The organism is Modestobacter sp. SSW1-42 (assembly GCF_046635825.1).
Classification (GTDB): domain Bacteria; phylum Actinomycetota; class Actinomycetes; order Mycobacteriales; family Geodermatophilaceae; genus Modestobacter.
The window spans coordinates 255,548-279,216 of sequence record NZ_JBISCA010000004.1 but is presented as its reverse complement, the minus strand read 5'-3'; the positions used below and the strand labels follow the sequence as shown (position 1 = coordinate 279,216).

The 23,669-nt window shown below is 73.5% G+C and carries 18 protein-coding genes; 10 read left to right on the top strand and 8 right to left on the bottom strand.

Annotated elements, in window-relative coordinates; genetic code table 11:
• Nucleotides 1-22: 22 nt before the first annotated feature.
• Nucleotides 23-1,834: a prolyl oligopeptidase family serine peptidase gene (locus ACGBYP_RS15610; protein ID WP_411585569.1), complete on the top strand. Its 1,812-nt coding sequence runs from the start codon at nt 23-25 to the stop codon at nt 1,832-1,834.
• Between the two features lie 95 nt (nt 1,835-1,929).
• On the opposite strand, the gene ACGBYP_RS15605 is transcribed toward ACGBYP_RS15610, so the two are convergent.
• Both ACGBYP_RS15605 and ACGBYP_RS15600 read right to left on the bottom strand, forming a co-directional pair.
• Nucleotides 1,930-2,997 carry an aspartate-semialdehyde dehydrogenase gene (locus ACGBYP_RS15605; protein WP_411585568.1) on the bottom strand — a complete coding sequence of 356 codons (1,068 nt, stop codon included), beginning with the start codon at nt 2,995-2,997 and terminating at the stop codon, nt 1,930-1,932.
• Complete coding sequence (locus ACGBYP_RS15600; RefSeq protein ID WP_411585567.1) at nt 2,994-4,256, bottom strand: aspartate kinase; 1,263 nt, start codon at nt 4,254-4,256, stop codon at nt 2,994-2,996. The genes ACGBYP_RS15605 and ACGBYP_RS15600 overlap by 4 nt, the downstream gene beginning before the upstream one ends.
• Before the next feature lie 131 nt (nt 4,257-4,387).
• On the opposite strand from ACGBYP_RS15600, the gene ACGBYP_RS15595 reads away from it, so the two are divergent.
• A complete protein-coding gene (locus tag ACGBYP_RS15595) occupies nt 4,388-5,992 on the top strand; it encodes a phospholipase D family protein (RefSeq protein WP_411585566.1) in 1,605 nt (534 codons plus the stop codon).
• A gap of 214 nt (nt 5,993-6,206) precedes the next feature.
• The gene (gene leuA, locus ACGBYP_RS15590; protein WP_411585565.1) at nt 6,207-7,940 is read left to right on the top strand and encodes a 2-isopropylmalate synthase; all 1,734 of its coding nucleotides are present in this window, start codon (nt 6,207-6,209) and stop codon (nt 7,938-7,940) included.
• Between the two features lie 18 nt (nt 7,941-7,958).
• Here leuA and ACGBYP_RS15585 read toward each other — a convergent pair whose 3' ends face one another.
• Nucleotides 7,959-8,897, bottom strand: a complete 939-nt coding sequence (locus tag ACGBYP_RS15585) for a serine hydrolase (protein WP_411585563.1) — start codon at nt 8,895-8,897, stop codon at nt 7,959-7,961.
• Between the two features lie 40 nt (nt 8,898-8,937).
• A complete protein-coding gene (locus ACGBYP_RS15580; protein ID WP_411585562.1) occupies nt 8,938-10,791 on the bottom strand; it encodes an ABC-F family ATP-binding cassette domain-containing protein in 1,854 nt (617 codons plus the stop codon).
• 257 nt (nt 10,792-11,048) lie between these two features.
• Between ACGBYP_RS15580 and ACGBYP_RS15575 the strand changes: the two genes are divergently transcribed.
• On the top strand, nt 11,049-12,455 hold the full coding sequence (locus tag ACGBYP_RS15575; protein ID WP_411585561.1) for a hypothetical protein: 1,407 nt from the start codon (nt 11,049-11,051) through the stop codon (nt 12,453-12,455).
• Nucleotides 12,452-13,141 (top strand): hypothetical protein, encoded by a 690-nt coding sequence (locus ACGBYP_RS15570; RefSeq protein ID WP_411585560.1) that lies wholly within the window; start codon nt 12,452-12,454, stop codon nt 13,139-13,141. Before ACGBYP_RS15575 ends, ACGBYP_RS15570 begins: the two co-directional genes overlap by 4 nt.
• Here ACGBYP_RS15570 and ACGBYP_RS15565 read toward each other — a convergent pair.
• The 4 genes from ACGBYP_RS15565 to ACGBYP_RS15550 form a co-directional block, all read right to left on the bottom strand.
• Nucleotides 13,138-14,076, bottom strand: coding sequence for a transglutaminase family protein (locus ACGBYP_RS15565; protein ID WP_411585558.1), 939 nt, complete (start codon nt 14,074-14,076; stop codon nt 13,138-13,140). The two genes, ACGBYP_RS15570 and ACGBYP_RS15565, sit on opposite strands and share 4 nt — an antisense overlap.
• 2 nt (nt 14,077-14,078) lie before the next feature.
• Nucleotides 14,079-15,029: an alpha-E domain-containing protein gene (locus tag ACGBYP_RS15560; protein WP_411585557.1), complete on the bottom strand. Its 951-nt coding sequence runs from the start codon at nt 15,027-15,029 to the stop codon at nt 14,079-14,081.
• Complete coding sequence (locus ACGBYP_RS15555; RefSeq protein WP_411585555.1) at nt 15,023-16,690, bottom strand: circularly permuted type 2 ATP-grasp protein; 1,668 nt, start codon at nt 16,688-16,690, stop codon at nt 15,023-15,025. Before ACGBYP_RS15555 ends, ACGBYP_RS15560 begins: the two co-directional genes overlap by 7 nt.
• An 87-nt stretch (nt 16,691-16,777) precedes the next feature.
• A complete protein-coding gene (locus tag ACGBYP_RS15550; RefSeq protein ID WP_411585553.1) occupies nt 16,778-17,806 on the bottom strand; it encodes a LacI family DNA-binding transcriptional regulator in 1,029 nt (342 codons plus the stop codon).
• Nucleotides 17,807-18,006: 200 nt separating this feature from the next.
• On the opposite strand from ACGBYP_RS15550, the gene ACGBYP_RS15545 reads away from it, so the two are divergent.
• The 5 genes from ACGBYP_RS15545 (at nt 18,007) to ACGBYP_RS15525 (ending at nt 23,669) form a co-directional block, all read left to right on the top strand.
• The gene (locus ACGBYP_RS15545) at nt 18,007-19,332 is read left to right on the top strand and encodes an ABC transporter substrate-binding protein (RefSeq protein WP_411585552.1); all 1,326 of its coding nucleotides are present in this window, start codon (nt 18,007-18,009) and stop codon (nt 19,330-19,332) included.
• 145 nt (nt 19,333-19,477) lie between these two features.
• Nucleotides 19,478-20,464 carry a carbohydrate ABC transporter permease gene (locus tag ACGBYP_RS15540; protein WP_411585551.1) on the top strand — a complete coding sequence of 329 codons (987 nt, stop codon included), beginning with the start codon at nt 19,478-19,480 and terminating at the stop codon, nt 20,462-20,464.
• Nucleotides 20,465-20,472: 8 nt separating this feature from the next.
• Nucleotides 20,473-21,375 (top strand): carbohydrate ABC transporter permease, encoded by a 903-nt coding sequence (locus ACGBYP_RS15535; RefSeq protein WP_411585550.1) that lies wholly within the window; start codon nt 20,473-20,475, stop codon nt 21,373-21,375.
• Nucleotides 21,376-21,570: 195 nt separating this feature from the next.
• The gene (locus ACGBYP_RS15530) at nt 21,571-22,962 is read left to right on the top strand and encodes a GH1 family beta-glucosidase (RefSeq protein ID WP_411585549.1); all 1,392 of its coding nucleotides are present in this window, start codon (nt 21,571-21,573) and stop codon (nt 22,960-22,962) included.
• Nucleotides 22,959-23,669, top strand: coding sequence for an SDR family NAD(P)-dependent oxidoreductase (locus ACGBYP_RS15525; RefSeq protein ID WP_411585548.1), 711 nt, complete (start codon nt 22,959-22,961; stop codon nt 23,667-23,669). The genes ACGBYP_RS15530 and ACGBYP_RS15525 overlap by 4 nt, the downstream gene beginning before the upstream one ends.

Here is a 23,669-nt window from a genome sequence, read left to right as displayed (position 1 = left end):
GGCCGCGGGGGAGGATGCAGCGGTGACCGCGACGAGCTCGCCCGCTCCCGACCAGCCCGCCCTGCCCGAGGAGGTCACCGCCCGCTGGCAGGCCCGCTTCCGCGCCCCGCGGGTCAGCCTGCCGGAGTGGGCCGAGGACGCCCCGCAGCGCAACCTCTACTCCTCCGACGTCAGCGGCGTCGTCGAGCAGTACGTCTGGGACCGCGACACCGATGTGCACCGGCGGGTCACCGACCGCGCCAACGGCACGAGCATCGCCACGCTGAGCCCGGACGGCGAGACGATCTGGTGGTTCGCCGACACCGACGGCGACGAGTTCGGCGTCTGGATGACCCAGCCCTTCGCCGGTGGCCCGGACACCGTGGCGCTGCCCGCGGTGGGCCCGGCGTACCCGGCCGGGCTCGAGCTCGGCCACCGGTACCTGGCCGTGGGCCGTTCCACCGACGACGGCAGCGAGCTGTGGCTCGGGCCCGTCGGCGGCGCCCCGGCGGCGTTCTACACGACCCCGGACACCGCCGGCGTCGACGCCCTGTCCCGCGACGACACGCTGCTGGTCTTCTCCCACTCCGAGCACGGTGACCCCCGCTACCCCGCACTCCGGGTGCTGCGCACCGACGACCTGTCCCTGGTCGCCGACAAGTGGGACGGCGAGGGCCGCGGCCTGCACGCGCTGGGCTTCTCCCCCGTCGAGGGCGACCAGCGCCTGCTGGTCGGCCACGAGCGCCGCGGCCGCGAGGAGCTGCTGATCTGGGACGTCGCGACCGGCGAGGAGACCGAGCTGGTGCTCGACCTGCCCGGCGACGTCACCGCCGGCTGGTACCCCGACGGCTCGGCGCTGCTGGTCGGCCACGACCACGCCGCCCGCAGCGAGCTGTACCGCTACGACCTCGGCAGCGCTCGGCTCGAGCAGCTGGAGACCCCGCGCGGCGTCGTCCGCGGGGCCACCGCCCGCCCCGACGGCACCGTCGAGCTGGCCTGGTCCAACGCCGAGGAGCCGCCGGTGATCCGGCGTGCCGACGGCCCGGTGGTGCTGGCCGCCCCGGGCGAGGAGCCGCCGGCCGCGTACCCGGTCGAGGACCGCTGGGTCCCCGGCCCCGGCGGCGACGTGCACGCCCTGCTGGTGCGCCCGGCCGGCCCGGCGCCCTACGCGACCGCCTTCCTGGTGCACGGCGGCCCCGAATCCCAGGACGACGACTCCTACCGCGCCCGGCGGGCGGCCTACGTCGACGCCGGCTACGCGGTGGTGCACGTGAACTACCGCGGCTCGACCGGTTACGGCAGCGAATGGCGCGACGCGCTCACCGGCCGTCCCGGCCTGACCGAACTCGAGGACGTCGCGGCGGTGTACGACGCCCTGGTGGCCGAGGGCGTGGTCGACCCGGCCCGCACGATCCTGTCCGGCGGCTCGTGGGGCGGCTTCCTCACGCTGCTGGGCCTGGGCACCCAGCCCGGGCGCTGGACGGCGGGCATCGCGGAGGTGCCGGTGGCCGACTACCTGGCCGCCTACGAGGACGAGATGGAGGGTCTGCGGGCCTACGACCGGGCGCTGTTCGGCGGCTCGCCCGACGAGGTCCGCGACGTCTACGTGCGCAGCTCGCCCCTGACCTACGTGGACGCCGTCGCCGCGCCGGTGCTCGTGGTGGCCGGGGCCAACGACCCGCGGTGCCCGATCCGGCAGATCGACAACTACCTGGCCGCGCTCGAGGAGCGGGGCAAGCCGCACGAGGTCTACCGCTTCGACGCCGGCCACGGGTCGCTGGTGATCGCCGAGACGATCCGCCAGGTCGAGGTGGCGCTGTCGTTCGCGCTGCGCCACGTGCCGCCGGCGGGCTGACCCCCCGGTCCGCCCTCGCCGTCAGCCGACGGCGAGGGCGTCGGTCACCTGCACCCCGACGCGCACCGGGGCACGACCGGGGACGGCCGGACCGGTCAGCGTCGGGCGAGCAGCAGCTCGGCGATCTGCACGGTGTTCAGCGCCGCGCCCTTGCGCAGGTTGTCGTTGCTGATGAACAGCGCCAGGCCGCGGCCGCCGTCGACGCCCTCGTCCTGCCGGATCCGGCCCACGTAGCTGGGGTCGGTGCCGGCGGCCTGCAGCGGGGTGGGGACGCCGGTGAGCTGGACGCCGGGCGCCCGCTCGAGCAGCTCGGTCGCCCGGGCCACCGACAGCGGCCGGGCGAACTCGACGTTCAGCGACAGCGAGTGCCCGGTGAAGACCGGCACCCGGACGCAGGTGCCCGAGACGCGCAGCTCCGGGATGCCGAGGATCTTGCGGCTCTCGTTGCGGAGCTTCTGCTCCTCGTCGGTCTCGAAGCTGCCGTCGTCGACGATCGAGCCGGCCAGCGGCAGCACGTTGTAGGCGATCGGCCGCACGAACTTCACCGGCTCGGGGAAGCTGACCGCCGACCCGTCGTGGGTGAGCTCCGCAGCCTTGTCGACGACCGCCTTGACCTGGCCGTCGAGCTCGTCGACGCCGGCCAGCCCGGCCCCGGACACCGCCTGGTAGGTGCTGGCGACCAGGCGGACCAGGCCCGCTTCGTCGTGCAGCGGCCGCAGCACCGGCATCGCGGCCATCGTGGTGCAGTTCGGGTTGGCGATGATCCCCTTGGGGATCGAGTCCAGCGCGTGCGGGTTGACCTCGCTGACCACCAGCGGGACGTCGGGGTCGCGGCGCCAGGCGGAGCTGTTGTCGATGACGGTGACCCCGGCGGCGGCGAACCGCGGCGCCTGCTCCTTGGAGGTCGCGCCCCCGGCGGAGAAGATCGCGATGTCGAGCCCGGTGGGGTCGGCGGTGGCGGCGTCCTCGACGGTGATCTCGCCACCGGCCCAGGGCAGCGTGCTGCCGGCGGACCGGGCGGAGGCGAAGAACCGCAGCTCGGCGAGGGGGAAGGCGCGCTCGGCGAGCAGCCGGCGCACGACGGCGCCGACCTGCCCGGTGGCGCCGACGACGCCGACCCGCAGGCCGTCGGAGGTGCCCTGCCCACTCAACTGCGTGCTCATCGTCCGGTACCTCCGTAGACCACGGCCTCGACGTCGGAGCCGAGGTCGAACGCGTCGTGCACGGCGCGGACGGCGACGTCCACCTCGGTGTCGCGGCAGACCACCGAGATGCGGATCTCGGAGGTGCTGATCAGCTCGAGGTTGACCCCGGCGTCGGCGAGCGCGCCGAAGAACTTGGCGGAGACGCCCGGGTGCGAGCGCATCCCGGCACCCACCAGCGACACCTTGCCGATGTGCTGGTCGAAGCTGACCCCGGTGTAGCCGACGGTGTGCTTGACCCGCTCCAGCGCCGCGATGGCCGCCGGGCCGTCGCTCTTGGGCAGCGTGAAGGAGATGTCGGTCAGCTTCGCCTCGGTGGAGACGTTCTGCACGATCATGTCGATGTTGATCTCGGCGTCGGCGAGCACGCGGAAGATCTGCGCCGCCTCACCCGGCCGGTCGGGGACACCGGAGACGGTGATCTTCCCCTCGCTGCGGTCGTGCGCGACGCCGGTGATGATCGCCTGTTCCACGGTGAGGTCCTCCATCGAGCCGGCCACGATCGTGCCGGGGAGCTGTGAGTAGGAGCTGCGGACGTGCACCGGGATGCCGTACCGGCGGGCGTACTCGACGCAGCGGAGCATGAGGACCTTGGCGCCCGAGGCCGCCATCTCCAGCATCTCCTCGTAGGTGATGGTGTCCAGCCGCCGGGCGTTCGGGACGATCCGCGGGTCGGCGGTGAAGACGCCGTCCACGTCGGTGTAGATCTCGCACACGTCGGCGTCCAGCGCCGCGGCGACGGCGACGGCGGTGGTGTCGGAGCCGCCGCGGCCGAGCGTGGTGACGTCCTTGGTGTCCTGGCTGACGCCCTGGAAGCCGGCGACGATGACGATCGACCCCTCGTCCAGCGCGCTGCGCAGCCGGCCGGGCGTGACGTCGATGATCCGCGCCTTGCCGTGGCTGGACGTGGTGATCACGCCGGCTTGGGAGCCGGTGAAGGACCGCGCCTCGTAGCCGTGGGTGGAGATCGCGATGGCCAGCAGCGCCATCGAGATCCGCTCGCCCGCGGTGAGCAGCATGTCGAGCTCGCGCCCCGGCGGGTCGGCGGTGATCTGGCTCGCCTGGTCGAGGAGCTCGTCGGTGGTGTCGCCCATCGCGGAGACGACGACGACCACGTCGTCGCCGTTCTTCTTCGCCTCGACGATCCGCTCCGCGACGCGCTTGACACGCTCGGGGTTGGCGACGGAGGAACCGCCGTACTTCTGCACGACCAAGGCCACGGTCCCAGGCTACCGGCGGCGACCAACCGGTCTCACCGCTGGCACTCCCACGTTCACCTGGTGGGACGCCGTCGGGCGCGGGCGGGTGACGTCCCGTTCCCCTGCGGCGGCCGGCGCGGTTGGATCACCGCGTGACCGACCCCGAGGACTGGCTGCTCACCGGCGCAGAACGCGACAACCCCGACACCGTCATCCCGGCGTGGACGGCGGGCAACCTCGTCGAGCCGCTGGTCCACGGCGTGGCCTACTTCGACCGGCTGGTCACCGCGGTCCAGGGCCTGGAGCCCGGCGACCACCTGTTCTTCACCGACTGGCGCGGCGACCCCGACGAGCGGCTGCGCGAGGACGGCCCGACCGTGGGCGAGCTGTTCGCCGACGCCGCCCGCCGCGGGGTCTGCGTGCGGGGCCTCGTCTGGCGGTCGCACTGGGACGGGCTCAGCTTCAGCAAGGAGGAGAACGCCTCGCTGGACCAGGCGATCGAGGAGGCCGGCGGCGTCGTCGTCCTCGACGAGCGGGTGCGCCGGATGGGCAGCCACCACCAGAAGTTCGTCGTCCTGCGGCACGTCGGCCGGCCCGAGCGCGACGTCGCCTTCGCCGGCGGCATCGACCTGTGCCACTCCCGCCGGGACGACGGCGAGCACCGGGGCGACCCGCAGCCGCAGTCGATGTCCTCGGCCTACGGGGAGCGGCCGCCGTGGCACGACGTCCAGCTGCAGCTGCGCGGGCCGGCCGTGGGCGTGCTGGACACCGTGTTCCGCGAGCGTTGGGACGACCCCACGAGCCCGGACTCGGAGAACCCGGTCGCCTGGGTGCACGACAAGCTGCTCGCGCTGCGCGGGAAGTCGCACATGGACCCCACCCCGCTGCCCGACCAGCCCCCGCCGCCGCCGGAGTGCGGGCCGCACCAGGTGCAGACGCTGCGCACCTACCCCAAGGTCTGGCCCGCGTTCGACTTCGCGAAGGAGGGCGAGCGGTCGGTCGCCCGCGGCTACTCGAAGGCGATCCGCCGCGCCCGCCGGCTGGTCTACCTGGAGGACCAGTACCTGTGGTCGAAGGAGGTGGCCGAGCTCTTCGCCACGGCCCTGCAGCAGAACCCGGCGCTGCAGCTGGTCGTCGTCGTCCCGCGGGTGCCCGACCAGGAGGGTGCGGTCTCGGAGCGGCCGCAGTACGTCGGCCGCCAGCAGGCGCTGGACACCGTGCACCGGGCAGGCCCCGGTCGGGTGCACGTGTTCGACCCGGAGAATCACGAGGGCACGCCGGTCTACGTGCACGCCAAGGTGTGCGTCGTCGACGACGTGTGGGTCAGCGTGGGCAGCGACAACTTCAACCGGCGCTCCTGGACCCACGACAGCGAGCTGTCCAGCGGCGTCCTGGACGCCACCCTCGACGAGCGGGGGCCCCGCGACCCGGGAGGGCTCGGTGACGGCGCCCGGGTGCTCGCCCGGGACCTGCGCCTCACGCTGGCCCGCGAGCACCTGGACCGGGCCCCCGACGGGTCCCAGGACGCCGACCTGCTCGACCCGGACGACTTCGTCGCCGCCGTCGAGGCGTCCGCCGCCGCGCTGCAGGCCTGGCACGACGGCGGCCGGGTGGGTCCGCGGCCGCCGGGCCGGCTGCGGCCGCACCGGCCCGAGACGCTGTCCCGGGCCACCCGGCTGTGGGCCACCCCGCTGTACCGCCTGGTCGACGACCCCGACGGCCGCCCGATCCGCCTCCGCCGCAGCGGCGGGTTCTGACCCGGCCGTCTCCGGCAGGGGCCGGGGCACAGGCGCCGACGTCCTGCTGTCGACGCGCCCCGCTGCTACCGTGACCGCATGCGCGGCAGCCTCCTGCTTATCAGCCGCGGCGAGGCCCTCTCCTAGGTCGGCTCCCTCGCCGCGGTGATCGCGCGTCCCCGGGCGCTGGCTGACCGCACCAGGAGCTGTTCGCAGCCCGCCAGAGGAGCCCCCCATGAACGAGTCCCACCCGCACGCCCGCAACCCCCAGCGCCCCTCGCCGATGCCGATCGGCAAGTACGCGCCGTTCACGCCGGTGCCGCTGCCCGACCGCACCTGGCCGGAGAAGGTGACCACCGTCGCCCCGCGCTGGTGCGCGGTCGACCTGCGCGACGGCAACCAGGCGCTGATCGACCCGATGACCCCCGACCGCAAGCGCCGCATGTTCGAGCTGCTGGTGCGGATGGGCTACAAGGAGATCGAGGTCGGCTTCCCGGCCGCCAGCCAGACCGACTTCGACTTCATCCGGCTGCTGATCGACGAGGACCTGATCCCCGACGACGTGACCGTGCAGGTGCTGACCCAGGCCCGCGACGAGCTGATCGAGCGCACCTACGAGTCGCTGCGCGGCGCCAAGCAGGCGATCGTGCACCTTTACAACTCGACGTCGACGCTGCAGCGCCGGGTCGTGTTCAACGCCGACCGCGCCGGCATCATCGACATCGCCGTCCACGGCGCGCAGCTGGTGCGCAAGCTGGCCGAGCAGGCCGGCGACACCGAGATCCGCTACGAGTACTCCCCCGAGTCCTTCACCGGCACCGAGCTCGACTTCGCCGTCGAGGTCTGCAACGCCGTCACCGACGTGTGGGAGCCGACGCCGGACAAGCCGGTCATCCTGAACCTGCCGGCGACGGTGGAGATGGCCGAGCCGACCGTCTACGCCGACCAGATCGAGTACATGCACCGCCACCTGGCCCGCCGCGACTCCGTCGTGCTCTCCCTGCACCCGCACAACGACCGCGGCACCGCCGTCGCCGCGGCCGAGCTGGGCTACCGGGCCGGCGCCGACCGCATCGAGGGCTGCCTGTTCGGCAACGGCGAGCGCACCGGCAACGTCGACCTGATCACGCTGGGGCTGAACCTGTTCAGCCAGGGCATCGACCCGCAGATCGACTTCTCCGACATCGACGAGATCCGCCGCACCGTCGAGCACTGCAACCAGCTGGGCGTGCACGAGCGGCACCCCTACGGCGGCGACCTGGTCTACACCGCCTTCTCCGGCAGCCACCAGGACGCGATCAACAAGGGCTTCGCGGCGATGAAGGCCGACGCCGCGGCCGCCGGCGTCGGGGTGGACGACATCCCGTGGGCGGTGCCGTACCTGCCGATCGACCCCAAGGACGTCGGCCGCAGCTACGAGGCCGTGATCCGGGTGAACAGCCAGTCGGGCAAGGGCGGCGTCGCCTACATCATGAAGACCGAGAACTCCCTCGACCTGCCCCGCCGGCTGCAGATCGAGTTCAGCGCGGTCGTCCAGCGGCACACCGAGAACGAGGGCGGCGAGGTGACCGCCGCGCAGATGTGGACGGCGTTCTCCTCCGAGTACCTGCCCGACGCGGCCGCACCCTGGGGCCGGTTCTCCCTCGCCGGGCACGAGCACACCGCCTCGGGCAACGGCCCGGACCAGATCAGCGTCGAGCTGGTCGACCGCGGGGTGCCGGTGACCGTGGCCGGCCGCGGCAACGGCCCCATCGCGGCCTTCGTCGACGCACTGCGCAGCGTGGACGTCGACGTCCGGGTGCTCGACTACGCCGAGCACGCCCTGGCCGCCGGCGGCGACGCCCGGGCCGCCTCCTACGTGGAGTGCGCCGTGGGCGAGCGGGTGCTGTGGGGCGTCGGCATCGACGAGAACATCCTCACCGCCTCGCTGCGCGCCATCGTCTCGGCCGTCAACCGCGCCGAGCGCTGACCGTCGGCCGGCACGGCCTCAAGCGGCCGTGCCGGCCACCAGCGCCGCGGTGGCCTCGTCGACCGCCCGGACCAGCGCCGCCCAGGACGTCGCGGTCGGGGCCTCGGCGAGGACGACGACCACCCGGCCGTCGGGCAGGACCCCCGCGGAGTGCAGCTGGCGCTGGCCGGCCACGCAGCACATCCAGCCCTGCTTGACTGCGGTCCCGGGCGGCGTCCCGCCGGCGAGCAGGCCGAAGCGCTGGTCGAACCCGTCGGCGGCGACCGGGGTCGCCGCCCGCATCCAGTCCAGGACGGCCGCCGCGCCCGGCGCCCCCGGGTCCTCGGCGAGTGCGGCCAGGAACCGGGCCACGTCGGCGGCCGTGGTGACGGACTCCCCCCACTGCCCCGCCCGGTCCGGGGGTGCCGTGCCGGTGAGCCCGAACGACGCCGCGGCGGACGTCACCAGCGCCGCCCCGTCGTGGAGGTCCCACAGCTGGCTCGTCGCGGGGTCGTCGGACGCGGTGACCGCCCGCTCGAGCCGGGGGACGTCGGAGGGGCCCAGCTCGACCACGCCGGCGGCCTCGCGGGCCAGCAGCTGCTGGGCGACGAGGACCTTGACCAGGGAGGCGGAGAGGACCGGCCGGTCGGCGGTGGGGGTCGCGAGCAGGGTCCGCCCGGCGGCGTCGAGCACCACGACCTCCACGCTCGCCTCCGCCGGTCCGGCCGCGGCGGCCACCTGGGCGAGCAGGGCGGGCGCGTCGACCCGTACCGGCGGGACCCAGGTGCCCACGAACTCCCGCAGCTCGCGCGGGACCGGCGCGGCCACCTCGGACGCCCGGGCCGGCGCCGACTCCCCGAGGCAGACGACCGGCCCCACGAGCAGCGTGGCGACCAGCGCGCTGCTGACCGCCAGACCGCCGGGCCGCCGCCACCGCCCGCGGCGCCCGCGGGAGGCGGGCGGCGCGGGCGCGGTCATGGGGCGATGGTCCCCGCGCGGGGGCACCGTCGCCAGCCGGTCACCCCTCGGCGATCTCGGTCGCGGCGAGCCAGTCGTCCTCGACCTGCTCCTTCTCGGCCTGCACCGCACGCAGCTGGGCGTCCAGCTCGGCGGCCCGGGCGAAGTCGGTGGCGGCGTCGGCCAGCTGCTGGTGCAGCTTCTTCTCGTCACCGTCCAGCTTGAGCATCCGGCGCTCCAGCCGGGAGACCTCCTTGCGCGCCGCCCGCGCGTCGGCCGCGCTGACCGCCGGCTTCGACGAGCTCCCCACCGCCGCGGTCGAGGCACCGGGCAGCGTCGCCTCACCGGCCGCCCGCCGCCGCAGGTACTCCTCGACGCCCCCGGGCAGCTGTGCCAGCGACCCGTCGCCCATCAGGGCCACGACCGTGTCGCAGACCCGGTCGACGAAGTACCGGTCGTGGCTGACCACCAGCACCGTGCCGGGGAACCCGTCGAGCAGGTCCTCCAGCGCGGTGAGGGTGTCGATGTCCAGGTCGTTGGTCGGCTCGTCGAGGATCAGCACGTTCGGCTCGGCCATCAGCAGCCGGAGCAGCTGCAGCCGCCGCCGCTCGCCACCGGAGAGGTCGCCCACCGGCGTCCACTGCCGGTTGGCGGCGAAGCCGAAGCGCTCGGCCAGCGTCGACGCCGAGATCTCCTGGTTGCCGATCTTGGCGATCCGGGCGACGTCCTGCACCGCCTCGAGCACCCGCTGCTTCCGGTCCAGCTCGGTGACGTGCTGGGACAGGTAGGCGGCGGACACCGTCTGGCCGGTGACGATCTCCCCGGAGTCGGGCTTCGTCTCACCGACCAGCATCTTCAACAGCGACGTCTTGCCCGCGCCGTTGACCCCGACGATGCCGATCCGGTCGCCCGGGCCGACGTGCCAGGTCAGGTCGCGGAAGAGGGTGCGCTCCGCCGGGGCGTCGGCCTGCGCGGGACCGGCCGGGTCGTCGGCGTCGTCCACCGCGCCGCGGCCGCGGACGGTGAAGGTGACGTCCTCGACGTCGTACACGGTCTTGCCCAGCCGCTTGGCGGCGAAGTTGGCCAGCGACATCTTGTCCCGGGCCGGGGGCTCGTCGGCGATCAGCGCCTGGGCGGCCTCGATCCGGAACTTCGGCTTGCTGGTGCGGGCCGGCGGGCCACGGCGCAGCCAGGCCAGCTCCTTGCGGACGAGGTTCATCCGGCGGTCCTCGGTGACCGAGGCGATGCGGGCGCGCTCGGCGCGGGCCAGCGTGTAGGCGGAGTAGCCGCCCTCGTAGGCGTGCACCTGGCCGTCGGCGACCTCCCACGTGGTCGTGGAGACCTCGTCGAGGAACCAGCGGTCGTGGGTGACCACCACCAGACCACCGGCCCGGGCCTTGACGTAGCCGGCCAGCCACGCGACGCCCTCGACGTCGAGGTGGTTGGTGGGCTCGTCGAGCACGAGCAGGTCGAGCGGGCGGATCAGCTGGGCGGCCAGCGCGACGCGGCGCCGCTCACCGCCGGACATCGGGGCGACCGGGGAGTCCAGCCCCATCCGGTCCAGCTCCAGCCCCGTCAGCACCGAGCGGACGGCGGGGTCGGCGGCCCACTCGTGCTCGTGGGCGAACCGGGAGGTCGGGAGGACGACGTCACGCACCGTGGTGCCGGCGGGCAGCGTGCCGGTCTGGTCCAGCACGCCCATCGCGAGGTCGCCGCGGCGGGTGACCCGGCCGGAGTCGGGTTCCTGCGTGCCGGTGAGCACGCCCAGCAGCGTGGACTTGCCCCCGCCGTTGCGACCGACCACGCCGATGCGCTCACCGGCGGCGATGCCCAGGGAGACGTCGTCGAGGATGACGGTCGTGCCGTGTGCCTTGTGCACCCGCTCGATGTTGACCAGGTTCAGCGGAGCGCTCATCGCCGACCAGCATCCCACGGCCCGGCGCCGCGCCCCGTGCACCTCCCCCGCCCCGCGGGCACCACCGGTCCCGCGTGACGCGTACTTCCTCGTTCCGCGGTGCGACACGCCCGACGCCCTCGGGTGCTTGACGAGGCCCGGGAGCAACATCTCGCCTCGATCCCGCCGACCGACGGCGGAAGACGACATGAGGTGTCGCCATGACCCGCCCTTCGTTGGCCGATCTCTCCAAGCCGACCGCCCGACGGACCGCAGCCGTGACGATGGGTCTGCTGGCGCTGTCCGCCGGTCTGGCGCCCGCCGCCCTGGCCGAGGAGACCGCGGCCCCCGAGTCCCCCACCACGCCCCCCACCACGGCCCCCGCCGAGGCGACCGAGGAGGTCGTCCCGGAGGTCCTCCCCCCGGTCGCGCCGACCACCGCCGCCGCCGCCGACGGGGGGCACTACGGGACCGGGAAGCTGCACGTGGAGCTCACCGCGAGTGACGACCGCGGACCGGCCCGCGTCGACGCGGTCGGCGCCCGGATCCGTGTGGAGGCGGCGGCCACCGGCTCGGCTCCGGCGGCGGACCTCACCTGCGTGCTGGACCACTGGCAGGGCTGCAACCCCGAGGGGACCGCCCAGGGGCTGGGCAACTGGGTGTCCCTGGGTCCCGACACGGACTTCACGGTCTCCCTCGTGTCCCCACCCACCAGCGGGGACGTGGTCCTCCCCGACGTGGCTGCCAGCGTCTCCGGGCGCACCGGCCCGGCCGGGATCGAGGGGGCACCCCTCAGCGTCGAGCTGAGCGCCCCCGGCGGCCACCGCACGCTCGGCGTCGCCCTCACCGGCAGCGGCTCCCTGGAGGGTGCGACCTTCGAGCTGTTCGCACAGCCCGAGCCCGGGCCCGGGCTCCCGACCGGTCCGATCATCATCGCGGCCGACCCGGACGGCGAGCCGGGGACGCCGGTCGAGGAGAGCGACGAGCCCCTGGCGACCTCGACCACCGACGCCCGGGGCATCGCGACCTTCCCCGACCACTTCCCGGCCGGCGACTACCGCGTCGCGCAGACCGGCGGCCCGGGTGGGACGGACTTCGACCCGGCGCCCGTCGACCTCGAGGTCCCCATCGCGAAGACCGTCGCCGAGCGGGACACGCCCGTCCTCGCCGAGGTCGGCGGCGCAGTGGGCCCGGCCCTGCCGACGCCGACCACCCCCGCCCCGGCCCCGGCCCCGGCGCCGGCGCCCGCGCCCGCGCCCGCGCCGACCACCAGCGCTCCGGCGACCACCCCGCCGCCGGCCGTCCGCGTCGTGGCCGAGGCGGCCCTCGCCCCCGGCGCCACGCAGACGATCTCGCTCGGTGGTTTCCAGCCGTTCGAGGTGGTCCGGGGCGTCCTGCGCTCGACCCCGGTCGACCTGGGCACCGTCGTGGCCGACGCCGCCGGCGTCGCCACCTTCACCTTCACCGTCCCGGCGGGACTGGAGACCGGCACCCACTCGGTGACCATGACCGGCCTGAGCAGCGGCATCGAGGCCGTGGCCAGCTTCGCGGTGACGGCCCCGGCGGCCGGCCCGGGCCTGGCCCACACCGGCACCGAGGTGCTGCCGATGGCCGCGACCGGCGGGGCGCTGGTCCTGGCCGGCGCCGCCGCGATCGGCCTGGTCCGCCGGCGTCGCACCGCATGACCACCTCCGGCGCCGGACCGGCCCGGGCGGCGATCTGGTTCGCCCGGTACCCGGCGCCGGAGGGCGGGGCGGTGCTCGTCGGCACCGTGGGCCCCGACTTCCCCGACGGGACGGTGGTCGAGCTGCCCGGCCCGGCCACCCGGCCGGCCGGCTGGCAGCTGGAGGCGCAGCTCCCCGTGACCGGCCGCCCCCCGTCCCGCGTGCTGGTCTCCCCGGCCGCCGCGCCAGGAGCCCCGCACCTGTGGGCGGTGGTCCTCCCCGCCGGCGAGGGCGACCAGGTCGACCTGGTCGCGTTCTCCAGCACGGCCTTCCCCGACGGCGCCGTCGTCGACCGCAGCCGGCTGGACCCGACCACGACCGGCTGGGGCGACCAGGTGGGCGCGCTGCGGTGGACCCGGCGCACCGGCGTGATCGGGCAGGTCTACGTGCACCCCGCGCACCGCCGGCGCCGGGTCGCCACCAAGGTCGCGGTGATGGCGCTGGGCGTGCAGACGGCGCTCGGCTGGCCGGCGCTGCACAGCGACGGCCGGCTCACCGACCTCGGTGACGCGTGGCTGCAGCGGTCGGCCGGCTGGTGGCACGAGCGCCTGACCGACCGCACCGAGCACCTGCCCGCGATGACGCCGCCCGCCGACACCGTCGGCGTCCCGCTGCGCAACCTCGAGCCGGACGTCGACCGGCCCTAGGCGAGCCGGGTCACCTCGACGGTGACCTTGGACCCCTCGCTCTTCGGGCCGGAGAAGATCCCCTTCAGCGGCGGGACGTCGGAGTAGTCGCGGCCGCGGGCCAGCGTGACGTGCCGCGGGCCGATCTCCACGGAGTTGGTCGGGTCGTAGCCGGACCACCCGCCGTCCCACCACTCGACCCAGGCGTGGCTCTCGCCGGTGACCGACTGCCCGATCGCGGCGTCCCGCCGGGGGTGCAGGTAGCCGGAGACGTAGCGCGCCGGCACGCCCAGGGCACGGAGCAGCCCCACCGAGACGTGCGAGATGTCCTGGCAGACACCGGCGCCCGTCGCCCAGGCCTGCATGGCGGTGGACTTCACGTTGGTCGCGCCGGTCAGGTACTCCAGGTGCTCGTGCACGAAGCCGCACACCCGGTGCGCGGCCTCCCGCGGCCCGGCGTCACCGACGACCTCCCGCACGGCCGTGACGACGGAGGCGTCCATCGCGGTCAGCGGCGTCGGGCGCAGGAACTCACCGAAGGAGTCGAGGACGTCGGGCACGGTCAGCCCGGCCCAGTCGACCGGGTCGGCGACGGGCGCCTCGGGCCCGGCCTCGACCACCGACGTCGCCTGCACCACCAGCTCGGTGTGCGGGCCGTGGGTGTCGAAGGCGGTGACCGTGGAGCCCCAGTAGTCGCGGTAGGCGTGCACGCTGGCCCCGGGCTCGATCTCCACCCGCGAGCGCAGCGTCGTCTGCCGGGTGCTGTTCTCCGGCGTCATCCGCGCCTCGTTGTAGGACGACCGCACCGGCCCGCCGTACCGGAAGGCGCTGCGGTGCACGATCTGCAGCCGCCAGCGCTCCCCCGGCGCGCGGAGCGGCGACGCCTGCTGCATGTGCGACTGGACGCCGTGCGTCTGGGACTGCCCGCGCCCGCCCTGGCCCTGCGACTGGTGCACGCTCACACCGCGCCTTCCGGCACCCAGATCTGGGGCGCCTGCTCGGTGAAGAACCGGTTGGTGACCGCCTCGCTGGCCGCCGAGCAGGTGCGCTGCAGCTCGTCGAGGCGGGTGGGCAGCTTCGCCAGGATCTCGTCGGTCTGCATGAACTCCAGCATCGTGCGGGCCCGGCCCACGATCCGGTGCGCCTCGCCGGCGACCCCGATCCGGTGGCCCTCGCGGACGTTGGCCCGCTCGAGCTCGGCCAGGCAGCCCTCGGCCTGCTCCAGCGCGGCGAACACCGACCGCGGGAACAGCCGGTCCAGCAGCAGGAACTCCGCGGCCCGGCTGGAGTTCACCGCGCCGCGGTAGGTGCGCAGGTAGGGCTCGTAGGCGCCGGTGGAGCGCAGCACCAGCGTCCAGGACGGCGCCGCGTCCCCGGCGAGCACGCGGGTCGAGAGCATCCGCGAGGTCATGTCGACCCGCTCCAGCGACCGGCCGAGGATCAGGAACAGCCAGCTCTCGTCGCGGCTCATCGTGGCGTCGGCGAGACCGAACACCATCGCCGAGCGCTCACGCACGAACCGGAACAGCGAGTGCGGCCCGTACCGGCGGGCCATGGTGCGCTGCTGGGGCAGGGCGTTGTGGGTGACGTTGAGCGACTCCCAGATCTCCGCCGACAGCACCTCGCGGGCACCGCGGGCGTTCTCCCGGGCCGCCGACAGCGCGCCGGTGATCGAGCTGGGGCTGGTGCGGTCGAAGGCGAGGGTGGCCAGCACCCGCTCGGTGTCGGCGTCGGCCGGCTCGCACGGCGACCCCATCAGCGCGAGCAGGTTGGCGCAGGCCCGCTGCTCGTCGATCCAGGGGTCCTCGACCAGCCGCTGGGTGTGCACGTCGAGGATGCGCGCGGTGTCGTCGGCCCGCTCCACGTAGCGGCCGATCCAGAACAGCGACTCCGCGATCCGGCTCAGCACTGGGAGGACCCCCTGCCCTCGACGTCCCTGGGCCCCGTCCAGACGCTCGCCACGGGCTCGCGAGGGGTGAGGAGGACGGGGTCCTTCGTCTGCTGCTGCTGCTGGGACTGGGCGAGGGCGTTGTCGTTGGGCGGGCCGGGGTCCTGGCCGGGCGGTTCGGCGGGCAGGTCGGCGGTGGTGAACTCGATCCGGGTGACGTCGTGCCCGGGCTCGGGCTCGACCGCCGGCCGCGGCGGGGTGATCACCCAGGTGTCCTTGGACCCGCCGCCCTGGCTGGAGTTGACCACCAGCTCCCCCTCCGGCAGCGCCACCCGGGTCAGGCCACCGGGCAGCACCCACACGTCGGTGCCGTCGTTGACCGCGAAGGGCCGCAGGTCGACGTGCCGCGGGGCGATCCGGCCGTTGATCAGCGTCGGGGACGTCGACAGCCCGATCGGCTTCTGCGCGATCCAGTCGCGCGGCGCGGCGCGCACCTTGACCGCCAGCTCCTCCAGCGTGCGCTCGTCGGCGCGCGGGCCGATGACGATGCCCTTGCCGCCGGACCCGTCGACCGGCTTGAGCACCAGCTCGTCGAGGCAGGACAGCACCCACTCGACGGTGTCGGGCTCGTCGAGCCGGTAGGTGTCGGCGTTCTGCAGGATGGGCTCCTCGCCCAGGTGGTAGCGGATCAGGTCGGGCACCCAGGTGTAGAGCAGCTTGTCGTCGGCCACCCCGTTGCCCACGGCGTTGGCGATGGTGACCCGGCCGGCGCGGGCGGCGTTGACCACCCCGGCGCAGCCGATCACCGAGTCCGAGCGGAAGTGCACCGGGTCGAGGAACTCGTCGTCGATGCGGCGGTAGATGACGTCGACGCGCTGCTGGCCGTCCGTCGTCCGCATGCTGACCTGACCGCCGGAGCACACCAGGTCGCGCCCCTCGACCAGCTCGACGCCCATCTGCCGGGCGAGCAGGGCGTGCTCGAAGTACGCGGAGTTGTAGACCCCGGGGGTGAGCAGGACGACGGTCGGGTCGGCGACGCCGACGGGCGCGGAGGCCTTGAGCGCGGCGAGCAGCCGGCCGGGGTACTCCGCGACCGGCTGGACCCGGTGGTCGCCGAACAGCTCCGGCAGCACCGAGCTCATCGCCGCCCGGTTGGTGATGACGTAGCTGACCCCCGAGGGCGAGCGCAGGTTGTCCTCGAGCACGCGGAAGTCACCGGCCTCGTCGCGCACCAGGTCGATGCCGCTGACGTGCACCCGGACGCCGTTGGGCGGCACCAGACCGTGCGCGGCCCGGTGGAAGTGCGCGCTGGTGGTGACGACGCTGCGCGGCACGACCCGGTCGGCGAACACCTCGCCCGCGCCGTAGACGTCGGCGAGGAAGGCCTCCAGCGCGCGCACCCGCTGGGCGACCCCGCGCTCGATGAGCGACCACTCCTCGTGGCCGATCACCCGCGGGACGATGTCCAGCGGGAAGGGCTGCTCCTCCCCGGCGTGGGCGAAGGTGACCCCGGCGTCGCGGTAGGTCTGGGAGAGGACGTCGGCGCGGGCGGCCAGCTCCTCGCCCGACATCGGCTGCAGGGAGCTGAACAGCCCGGTGTACGGCGTCCGGGGCTGCCCGGGGGCCGAGAACATCTCGTCCCAGACCTGCCCGAGCGGGTAGCCGTCGAAGAGGTCCGCCATGCGACGAACCTAGACACGGCGTGTGTCCCCCGCGTTTCGGCGACACGGACCCCCGGTCGGACCCCTCGGCGGGGCGGGGGGCCTTCCTCAGGCCGACGCGCGCCGGACCAGCCGGGTGGGGCAGACCCGGGTCTGGACGCCGTCGGTCGTGCGGTCGACCTGGGCGAGCAGCAGCTCGATCATCACCTGGGTCATCTCCTCCAGCGGCTGGGTGACCGTGGTGAGCGGCGGGTCGCTGCGCAGGGCCACCGGCGCGTCGTCGAAGCCCACCACCGCGACGTCGCCGGGGACGCTCCGCCCGGCCGCGCGCAGGGCCCGCAGCGCCCCGACCGCCATCGGGTCGGAGGCGACGAAGACCCCGTCCAGCTCGGGGGCCCGCGCCAGCAGCTCCTCCATCGCCCGGGCGCCGCCGGCCTCGGTGAAGTCGCCCTCCACGACCAGCCGCGGGTCGGGGGCGAGCCCGGCGTGGGCGAGTGCGTCCCGGTACCCGGTCAGCCGGTCGAGCCCGGCGACCATGTCCCGCGGGCCGGAGATGGTCGCGACCGTGCGGCGCCCCTCGGCGAGCAGGTGCTCGGTGGCCAGCCGCGCGCCACCGGCGTTGTCGGCGTCGACCCAGGCGACGGGCCGGTCGTCCAGCGGCCGGCCACAGAGCACCAGCGGCATCCCGGCGGAGATCAGCTCGTCGGGCAGCACGTCGTGACTGTGCAGCGACATCAGGATCACGCCGTCCACGTGCCCCTGGCGCACGAAGCGGCCGGCCTTCTCCTGCTCCCGCCCGTCGCGGGCGGTGAGCAGCACCAGGTTGATGTCCGTGCTGGCCAGCGCGCTGTTGAGCCCGCGCACGATGCTGGCGAAGAAGGGGTCGGAGAAGATCCGGGCGTCGGGCTCGGACAGCACCAGCGCGATCGTGTCGGTGCGCCGCGTGACCAGGCTGCGGGCCATCCGGTTCGGGACGTAGCTGAGCGCCGCGACCGCGGCCATGACCGCCTCGCGCGCCTCGGGGCTGACCCGCGGGGAGTCGTTGACGACCCGGGAGACCGTCGCTCGCGAGACGCCTGCGAGGACGGCGACCTCGTCCAGGGTGGGCGAGGAGACGCGCGTGCTGGGTCCGGTCACGGGGCTCCTGGGTCGGGCGGCGGTCTCCCATTGTGGGCACACGACCCCCGCCGCACCAGGTCCCGGCACGTTGCCGAACTGTTACTTGACACCCAGTTGTGGCACAGACCACTCTCTCCGTCACGGCCGTGAGAGCGTTCTCACGCCCCCGGCGGACGGTGCATCGGAGCGTCGTCCCGGGGCCATCCAGGAGGTCAGAGTTGATCCACTCCACGAAGGGCAAGGCGGCGCTGGGAGCGGCACTCGCCACCGTGCTGCTCACCGCCGGCTGCGGCGGCTCGGACGGCGACGCCGCCGCCGACGCGGCAGCCTACGACCCGAACGCCCCCGTCACCCTGACGGTCGGCACCTTCGGGACGATGGACCTCGACAACGCGGGTCTCTACGACGAGTACATGAAGCTCCACCCGAACGTCACGATCAAGCAGAACAACATCACCGAGTCGGCCGAGTACTACAAGTCGCTGCAGACCCGCCTCGCCGCCGGCTCCGGCCTCGACGACATCCAGGGCCTCGAGATCGGCTTCATCGCCGACGTCGTGCGCAACCACGGCGACGCGTTCGTCGACTTCGCCGCCGAGGAGAACGCCGAGGAGCTCAAGGGCAACTTCTACGACTGGAAGTGGGGCCAGGCCTCCACCGAGGACGGCAAGACCATCGGCCTGGGCACCGACACCGGCCCGCAGGCCATGTGCTACCGCAAGGACCTCTTCCAGCAGGCCGGCCTGCCCACCGAGCGTGACCAGGTCAGCGAGCTGTGGCCGACGTGGGAGGCCTACCTCGACGTCGCCCGCCAGTACCAGGGCACGTCCACCAACAAGTTCCTCGACAGCCCGGCCAGCATCTTCTCCTCCTCGGTCTACCAGGGCGAGACCGCCTACAACGACGCCGAGGGCAACCCCATCCCGGAGGAGAGCGAGGGCGTCAAGCGGGCCTGGGGCTACGCCAGCACGGCCGCCTCCGAGGGGCTGACCGCCAACCTGGAGCAGTTCGGCAAGGAGTGGAACGCCGCGTTCAGCAACGGCGCCTTCGCCACCATCGCCTGCCCCGCCTGGATGCTGGGCTACATCAAGTCCCAGCTGGGCGACGCGGGCACCGGCCTGTGGGACGTCGCGGCGCTCCCGGGCACCGAGAGCTCGGGCGCCAGCAACTGGGGTGGGTCGTTCCTCGGGGTCCCCAAGGACGGCAAGAACGTCGAGGCCGCCAAGGACCTCGCCGAGTGGCTGACCGCTCCCGAGCAGCAGGTGAAGACCTTCGTCGAGGCGGCGCACTTCCCCTCGAGCCCGCAGGCCGCCGCTGACCCGGCCGTCGTCGACGCCACCAACGAGTACTTCAACAACGCGCCGACCGGGCAGATCTTCGGCGAGTCCGCCGAGGCCATCAAGCGCACCCCCATCGGTCCGTACGACACGCAGATCCAGGAGGCGTTCACCACCGCGCTGACGGACGTCGCCTCGAACGGGACGGCACCGGACGCCGGCTTCGCCAACGCGATCAAGGCCGCGCAGCAGGCCATCGGCGGCTGAGCAAGCCCGACCGAGCACCAGGACAGCGGTGCCCGGGAGCCTGTGCGCTCCCGGGCACCGCGCCGGTTGCCACCCCAGCCGTCCGCGGCCCCCGGCCACGGCCCGCTCCCAGGTCCGCCCGTCACCGATGACCCCGAGGTCCTGCATGACCATCGCCAGCCAGGCCCCGGCGAAGCTCTCCGGAGCCAGCGCCGCCACCAAGTCGACCGCCCCGAGCCCCGCACCGCGCAGACGCCGGAGGAGCCTCACCGAGAACCGCTGGGGTTACGCCTACGTCGCCCCGTTCTTCCTCGTCTTCGGGGCCTTCAGCCTCTACCCGTTCATCTACACCGCCTGGGTGTCCCTGCACCGCACCAGCCTGTCCAACATCGACGGCGGCACGTGGGTCGGCCTGGAGAACTACCGCAACCTGCTGCAGAGCGAGTTCTTCTGGAACGCCCTCCGGAACACCTTCACGATCGGCATCCTGGCCACGGTGCCGCAGCTGTGCATGGCCATCGGGCTGGCGCACCTGCTGAACTACAAGCTCCGCGGCCGCACCTTCTTCCGCACCGTGATGCTGATGCCCTACGCGACCAGCATCGCCGCCGCCACCCTCGTCTTCTCCCAGCTCTTCGGCCGCGACTACGGCCTGATCAACACCCTGCTGGAGGCCGTGGGCCTGGACCGCATCGACTGGCAGAGCGGCACCGTCAGCAGCCAGGTCGCCATCGCCGCGATCGTCACGTGGCGCTGGACCGGGTACAACGCGCTGATCTACCTGGCCGCCATGCAGTCGATCCCCGGCGAGCTGTACGAGGCCGCCGAGATCGACGGCGCCAACAAGTGGAAGCAGTTCCTGCACGTGACCATCCCGTCACTGCGGCCCACGATCCTGTTCACCGTCGTCGTGTCCACCATCGGCGCCGTCCAGCTGTTCGGCGAGCCGCTGCTGTTCGGGGCCACCAACTCGACCTCCGGCGGTTCCTCGGGGCAGTACCAGACGCTCGGTCTGCTGATGTACCAGCAGGGCTGGAGCAACTTCCACATCGGCCAGGCGGCCACCACCGCCTGGATGATGTTCATGATCATCTTGCTCATCGTGGGGATCAACGCGGCCATCGTCCGCTTCCGCAACCGGGCCGAGCGGTAGGAGCCGACATGACCATCGCCCTCCCAGGCACCCAGACCACCTCCGTCCAGCCGGTCGACCGGCCGGTCACCCGCAAGGGCGGCAAGGGCGCGCGAGCCGGCAAGCCCGGACCGGTGGCGTACACGCTGCTCACCCTGGTCGCGCTGATCTCGATCTTCCCGCTGTACTGGACCGTCGTCGCCGGCTCGCACACCAACGCCGACATCGCGGCGACCCCGCCACCGTTCCTGCCCAACGCCAGCCTGTTCGAGAACTTCAGGCAGGCGCTGGAGCAGGCACCCATCGGCAAGGCGATCCTGAACTCGGTCATCGTCTCCGGGTCCATCACCGTGGGGACCGTGCTGTTCTGCACCCTGGCCGGGTTCGCCTTCGCCAAGCTGCAGTTCAAGGGCCAGGGCGTGCTGCTGGCCCTGGTGATCGGCACGATGATGGTGCCCACCCAGCTCTCGGTGATCCCGCTGTTCATGATGGTGGCGGACCTGCAGTGGGTGAACCAGCTGCAGGCGGTCATCTTCCCGACCCTGGTCAGCGCGTTCGGCGTCTTCTTCATGCGCCAGTACCTGATCTCCTCGCTGCCCAACGAGCTGCTGGAGGCCGGCAAGGTCGACGGTGCGTCGACCTTCCGGATCTTCTGGTCGATCGTCATCCCCATCGCCCGTCCGGCCATGGCCGTGCTGGCGATGCTGACGTTCCTCACCGCCTGGAACGAGTTCTTCTGGCCCCTGATCGCGCTGACCACCGCCAACCCCACCGTGCAGGTGGCGCTGGCCGGGCTGGGCTCGGGCTACATCCCGCAGCAGTCGGTGATCATGGCCGGCACGCTGCTGGGCACGCTCCCGGTGCTCATCGTCTTCACGATCCTGGGCAAGCAGATCGTCGGCGGCATCATGCAGGGCGCAGTCAAGGGCTGACCCCGCGCGGGCACGCCCTGCCGCGTCCCGTCGACCACGAGCTGTGGGACGGCGCGCGGCAGGGCAGTCTGCTGGTGTCCGGTCCGCCGACCCCGCCGCGCATCGACCCCCACCCCCACCCCACCTCCACGACTCCGGCACGGCCACCCCCGGCGTGCCGTACCACCGACCCACCAGCGAGGAGCACCACCAGCCATGACCTCCACCGACGTGCGTCCCGCCACCTCCGGGCTCGTCCTCCCGCCCGGCTTCGAGTTCGGCGCCGCCACCGCGGCGTACCAGATCGAGGGCGCCTACGACGTCGACGGCCGCGGCCCGTCGATCTGGGACACCTACAGCCACACCCCGGGCAAGACCTTCAACGGCGACACCGGTGACGTCGCGGTCGAGCACTACACCCGCTACCCCCAGGACGTCGCCCTGATGAAGGAGCTGGGGCTCGACACCTACCGGTTCTCCGTCTCCTGGCCGCGCATCCTCCCCGCCGGCAAGGGCGCGATCGAGCAGCGCGGGCTGGACTTCTACCGCCGGCTGGTCGACACGATCCTGGAGGCCGGGATCGCGCCGTGGCTGACGCTGTACCACTGGGACCTCCCCCAGGCCCTCGAGGACGAGGACGGCTGGGCCAACCGGGACACCGCGAAGTACTTCGCCGACTACGCCGGGATCGTCTACGACGCCCTGGGCGACCGGGTGCCGCACTGGTCGACGCTCAACGAGCCGATGTGCAGCTCGCTGCTGGGCTACAACGCCGACGCGCACGCCCCCGGCCGCACCGACTCCGCCGCGGCCGCCAAGGCCGTGCACCACCTGCTCCTCGGCCACGGCCTGGCCACCCGGGTGCTGCGCGACAAGGGCGCGGACCACCTGGGCATCACGCTGAACTTCACGCCGATGTACGCGGCCAGCGAGTCCGCCGTCGACGTGGACGCCGCCCGCCGGCAGGACGGCCAGATGAACCGCATGTTCATCACGCCCATCGTCACCGGCGAGTACCCGGCCGACGTCGTCGAGGACCTCGCCGCCGCCGGCGCGCCGCTGCCCGTCCAGGACGGTGACCTCGAGGTCATCAACACCCCGATCGACTGGCTGGGCATCAACTACTACTACGCGGCGGTCGTCAGCGGCGGCCACGAGCCGAAGAGCCCCTCGACGTTCATCGGCTGCGAGGACGTGCGCGAGGAGAAGCAGGACGGCCCGACCACGACCATGGGCTGGAGCCTGAACCCCGAGAGCTTCACCGAGCTGCTCGGCCGGGTCACCGAGATCGCCCCGGGCCTGCCGCTGTACATCACCGAGAACGGCTCGGCGTGGCCGGACGAGGTCGCCGAGGACGGCGTGGTGCACGACCAGCAGCGGGTCGACTACCTGCACAGCCACCTCGCGGCGATGGCCACCGCGATCGAGGCCGGCGCCGACGTCCGCGGCTACTTCGCCTGGTCGCTGCTGGACAACTACGAGTGGGCCCGCGGGTACGCGCAGCGCTTCGGCATCGTGCACGTGGACTACGAGACCCAGGTCCGCACCCCCAAGGACAGCGCGCACGCCTACGCCGAGGTCATCCGCCAGCACAAGGCCGGCGCGTGACGGAGGTCGACCTGACCGGCCGCCGGGTCCTGCTCACCGGCGCCTCGCGGGGCGTCGGCCGGGCGGTGGCCCGGCGGCTGGTCGCCGCCGGCGCCGACGTCCTGGGCACCGCCCGGGACGCCGCGCTGCTGGACGAGGTGGCCGCCGAGGTCAGCGGGCCGGGCACCTTCGTCCCGGTGGTGGCCGACCTGACCGACGCGGGCACCCCCGCCCGGCTGGCCGCCGAGGTGGCGCAGCGCTGGGGCGCCCTCGACGTCCTGTTCAGCAACGCCGGCGTGATGCTGTCGCACGCCGAGCGGTTCGAGGACGAGCCGGCCGGCACGCTGGAGGCGACCCTCGAGGTCAACCTGCTGGCGCCGCACCGGCTGGTGGTCGCGCTGCTCCCCGCGCTGCGGGCGGGCACCGAGCCGCGGGTCGTGCACGTGGGCTCGGGCGCCGGCACGATCAGCGGCGCCGCCGAGCCGGGCATCGCCAGCTACCGGGTGAGCAAGTACGCGCTCAACGGGCTGATCATCGTGCAGGCCGCCCAGCTCCGCGGCGAGGTCGCCGTCAACGGGCTCGACCCGGGCTGGGTCAGGACCGACCTGGGCGGCGACGAGGCGCCGGGCACGGTCGAGGAGAGCGCGGCCGGCGCCCTGGCGCTGCTCGCCGAGCCCGCCTCGGTGACCGGCCGGTTCTTCAAGGACGGCGCCGAGATCCCGTTCTGA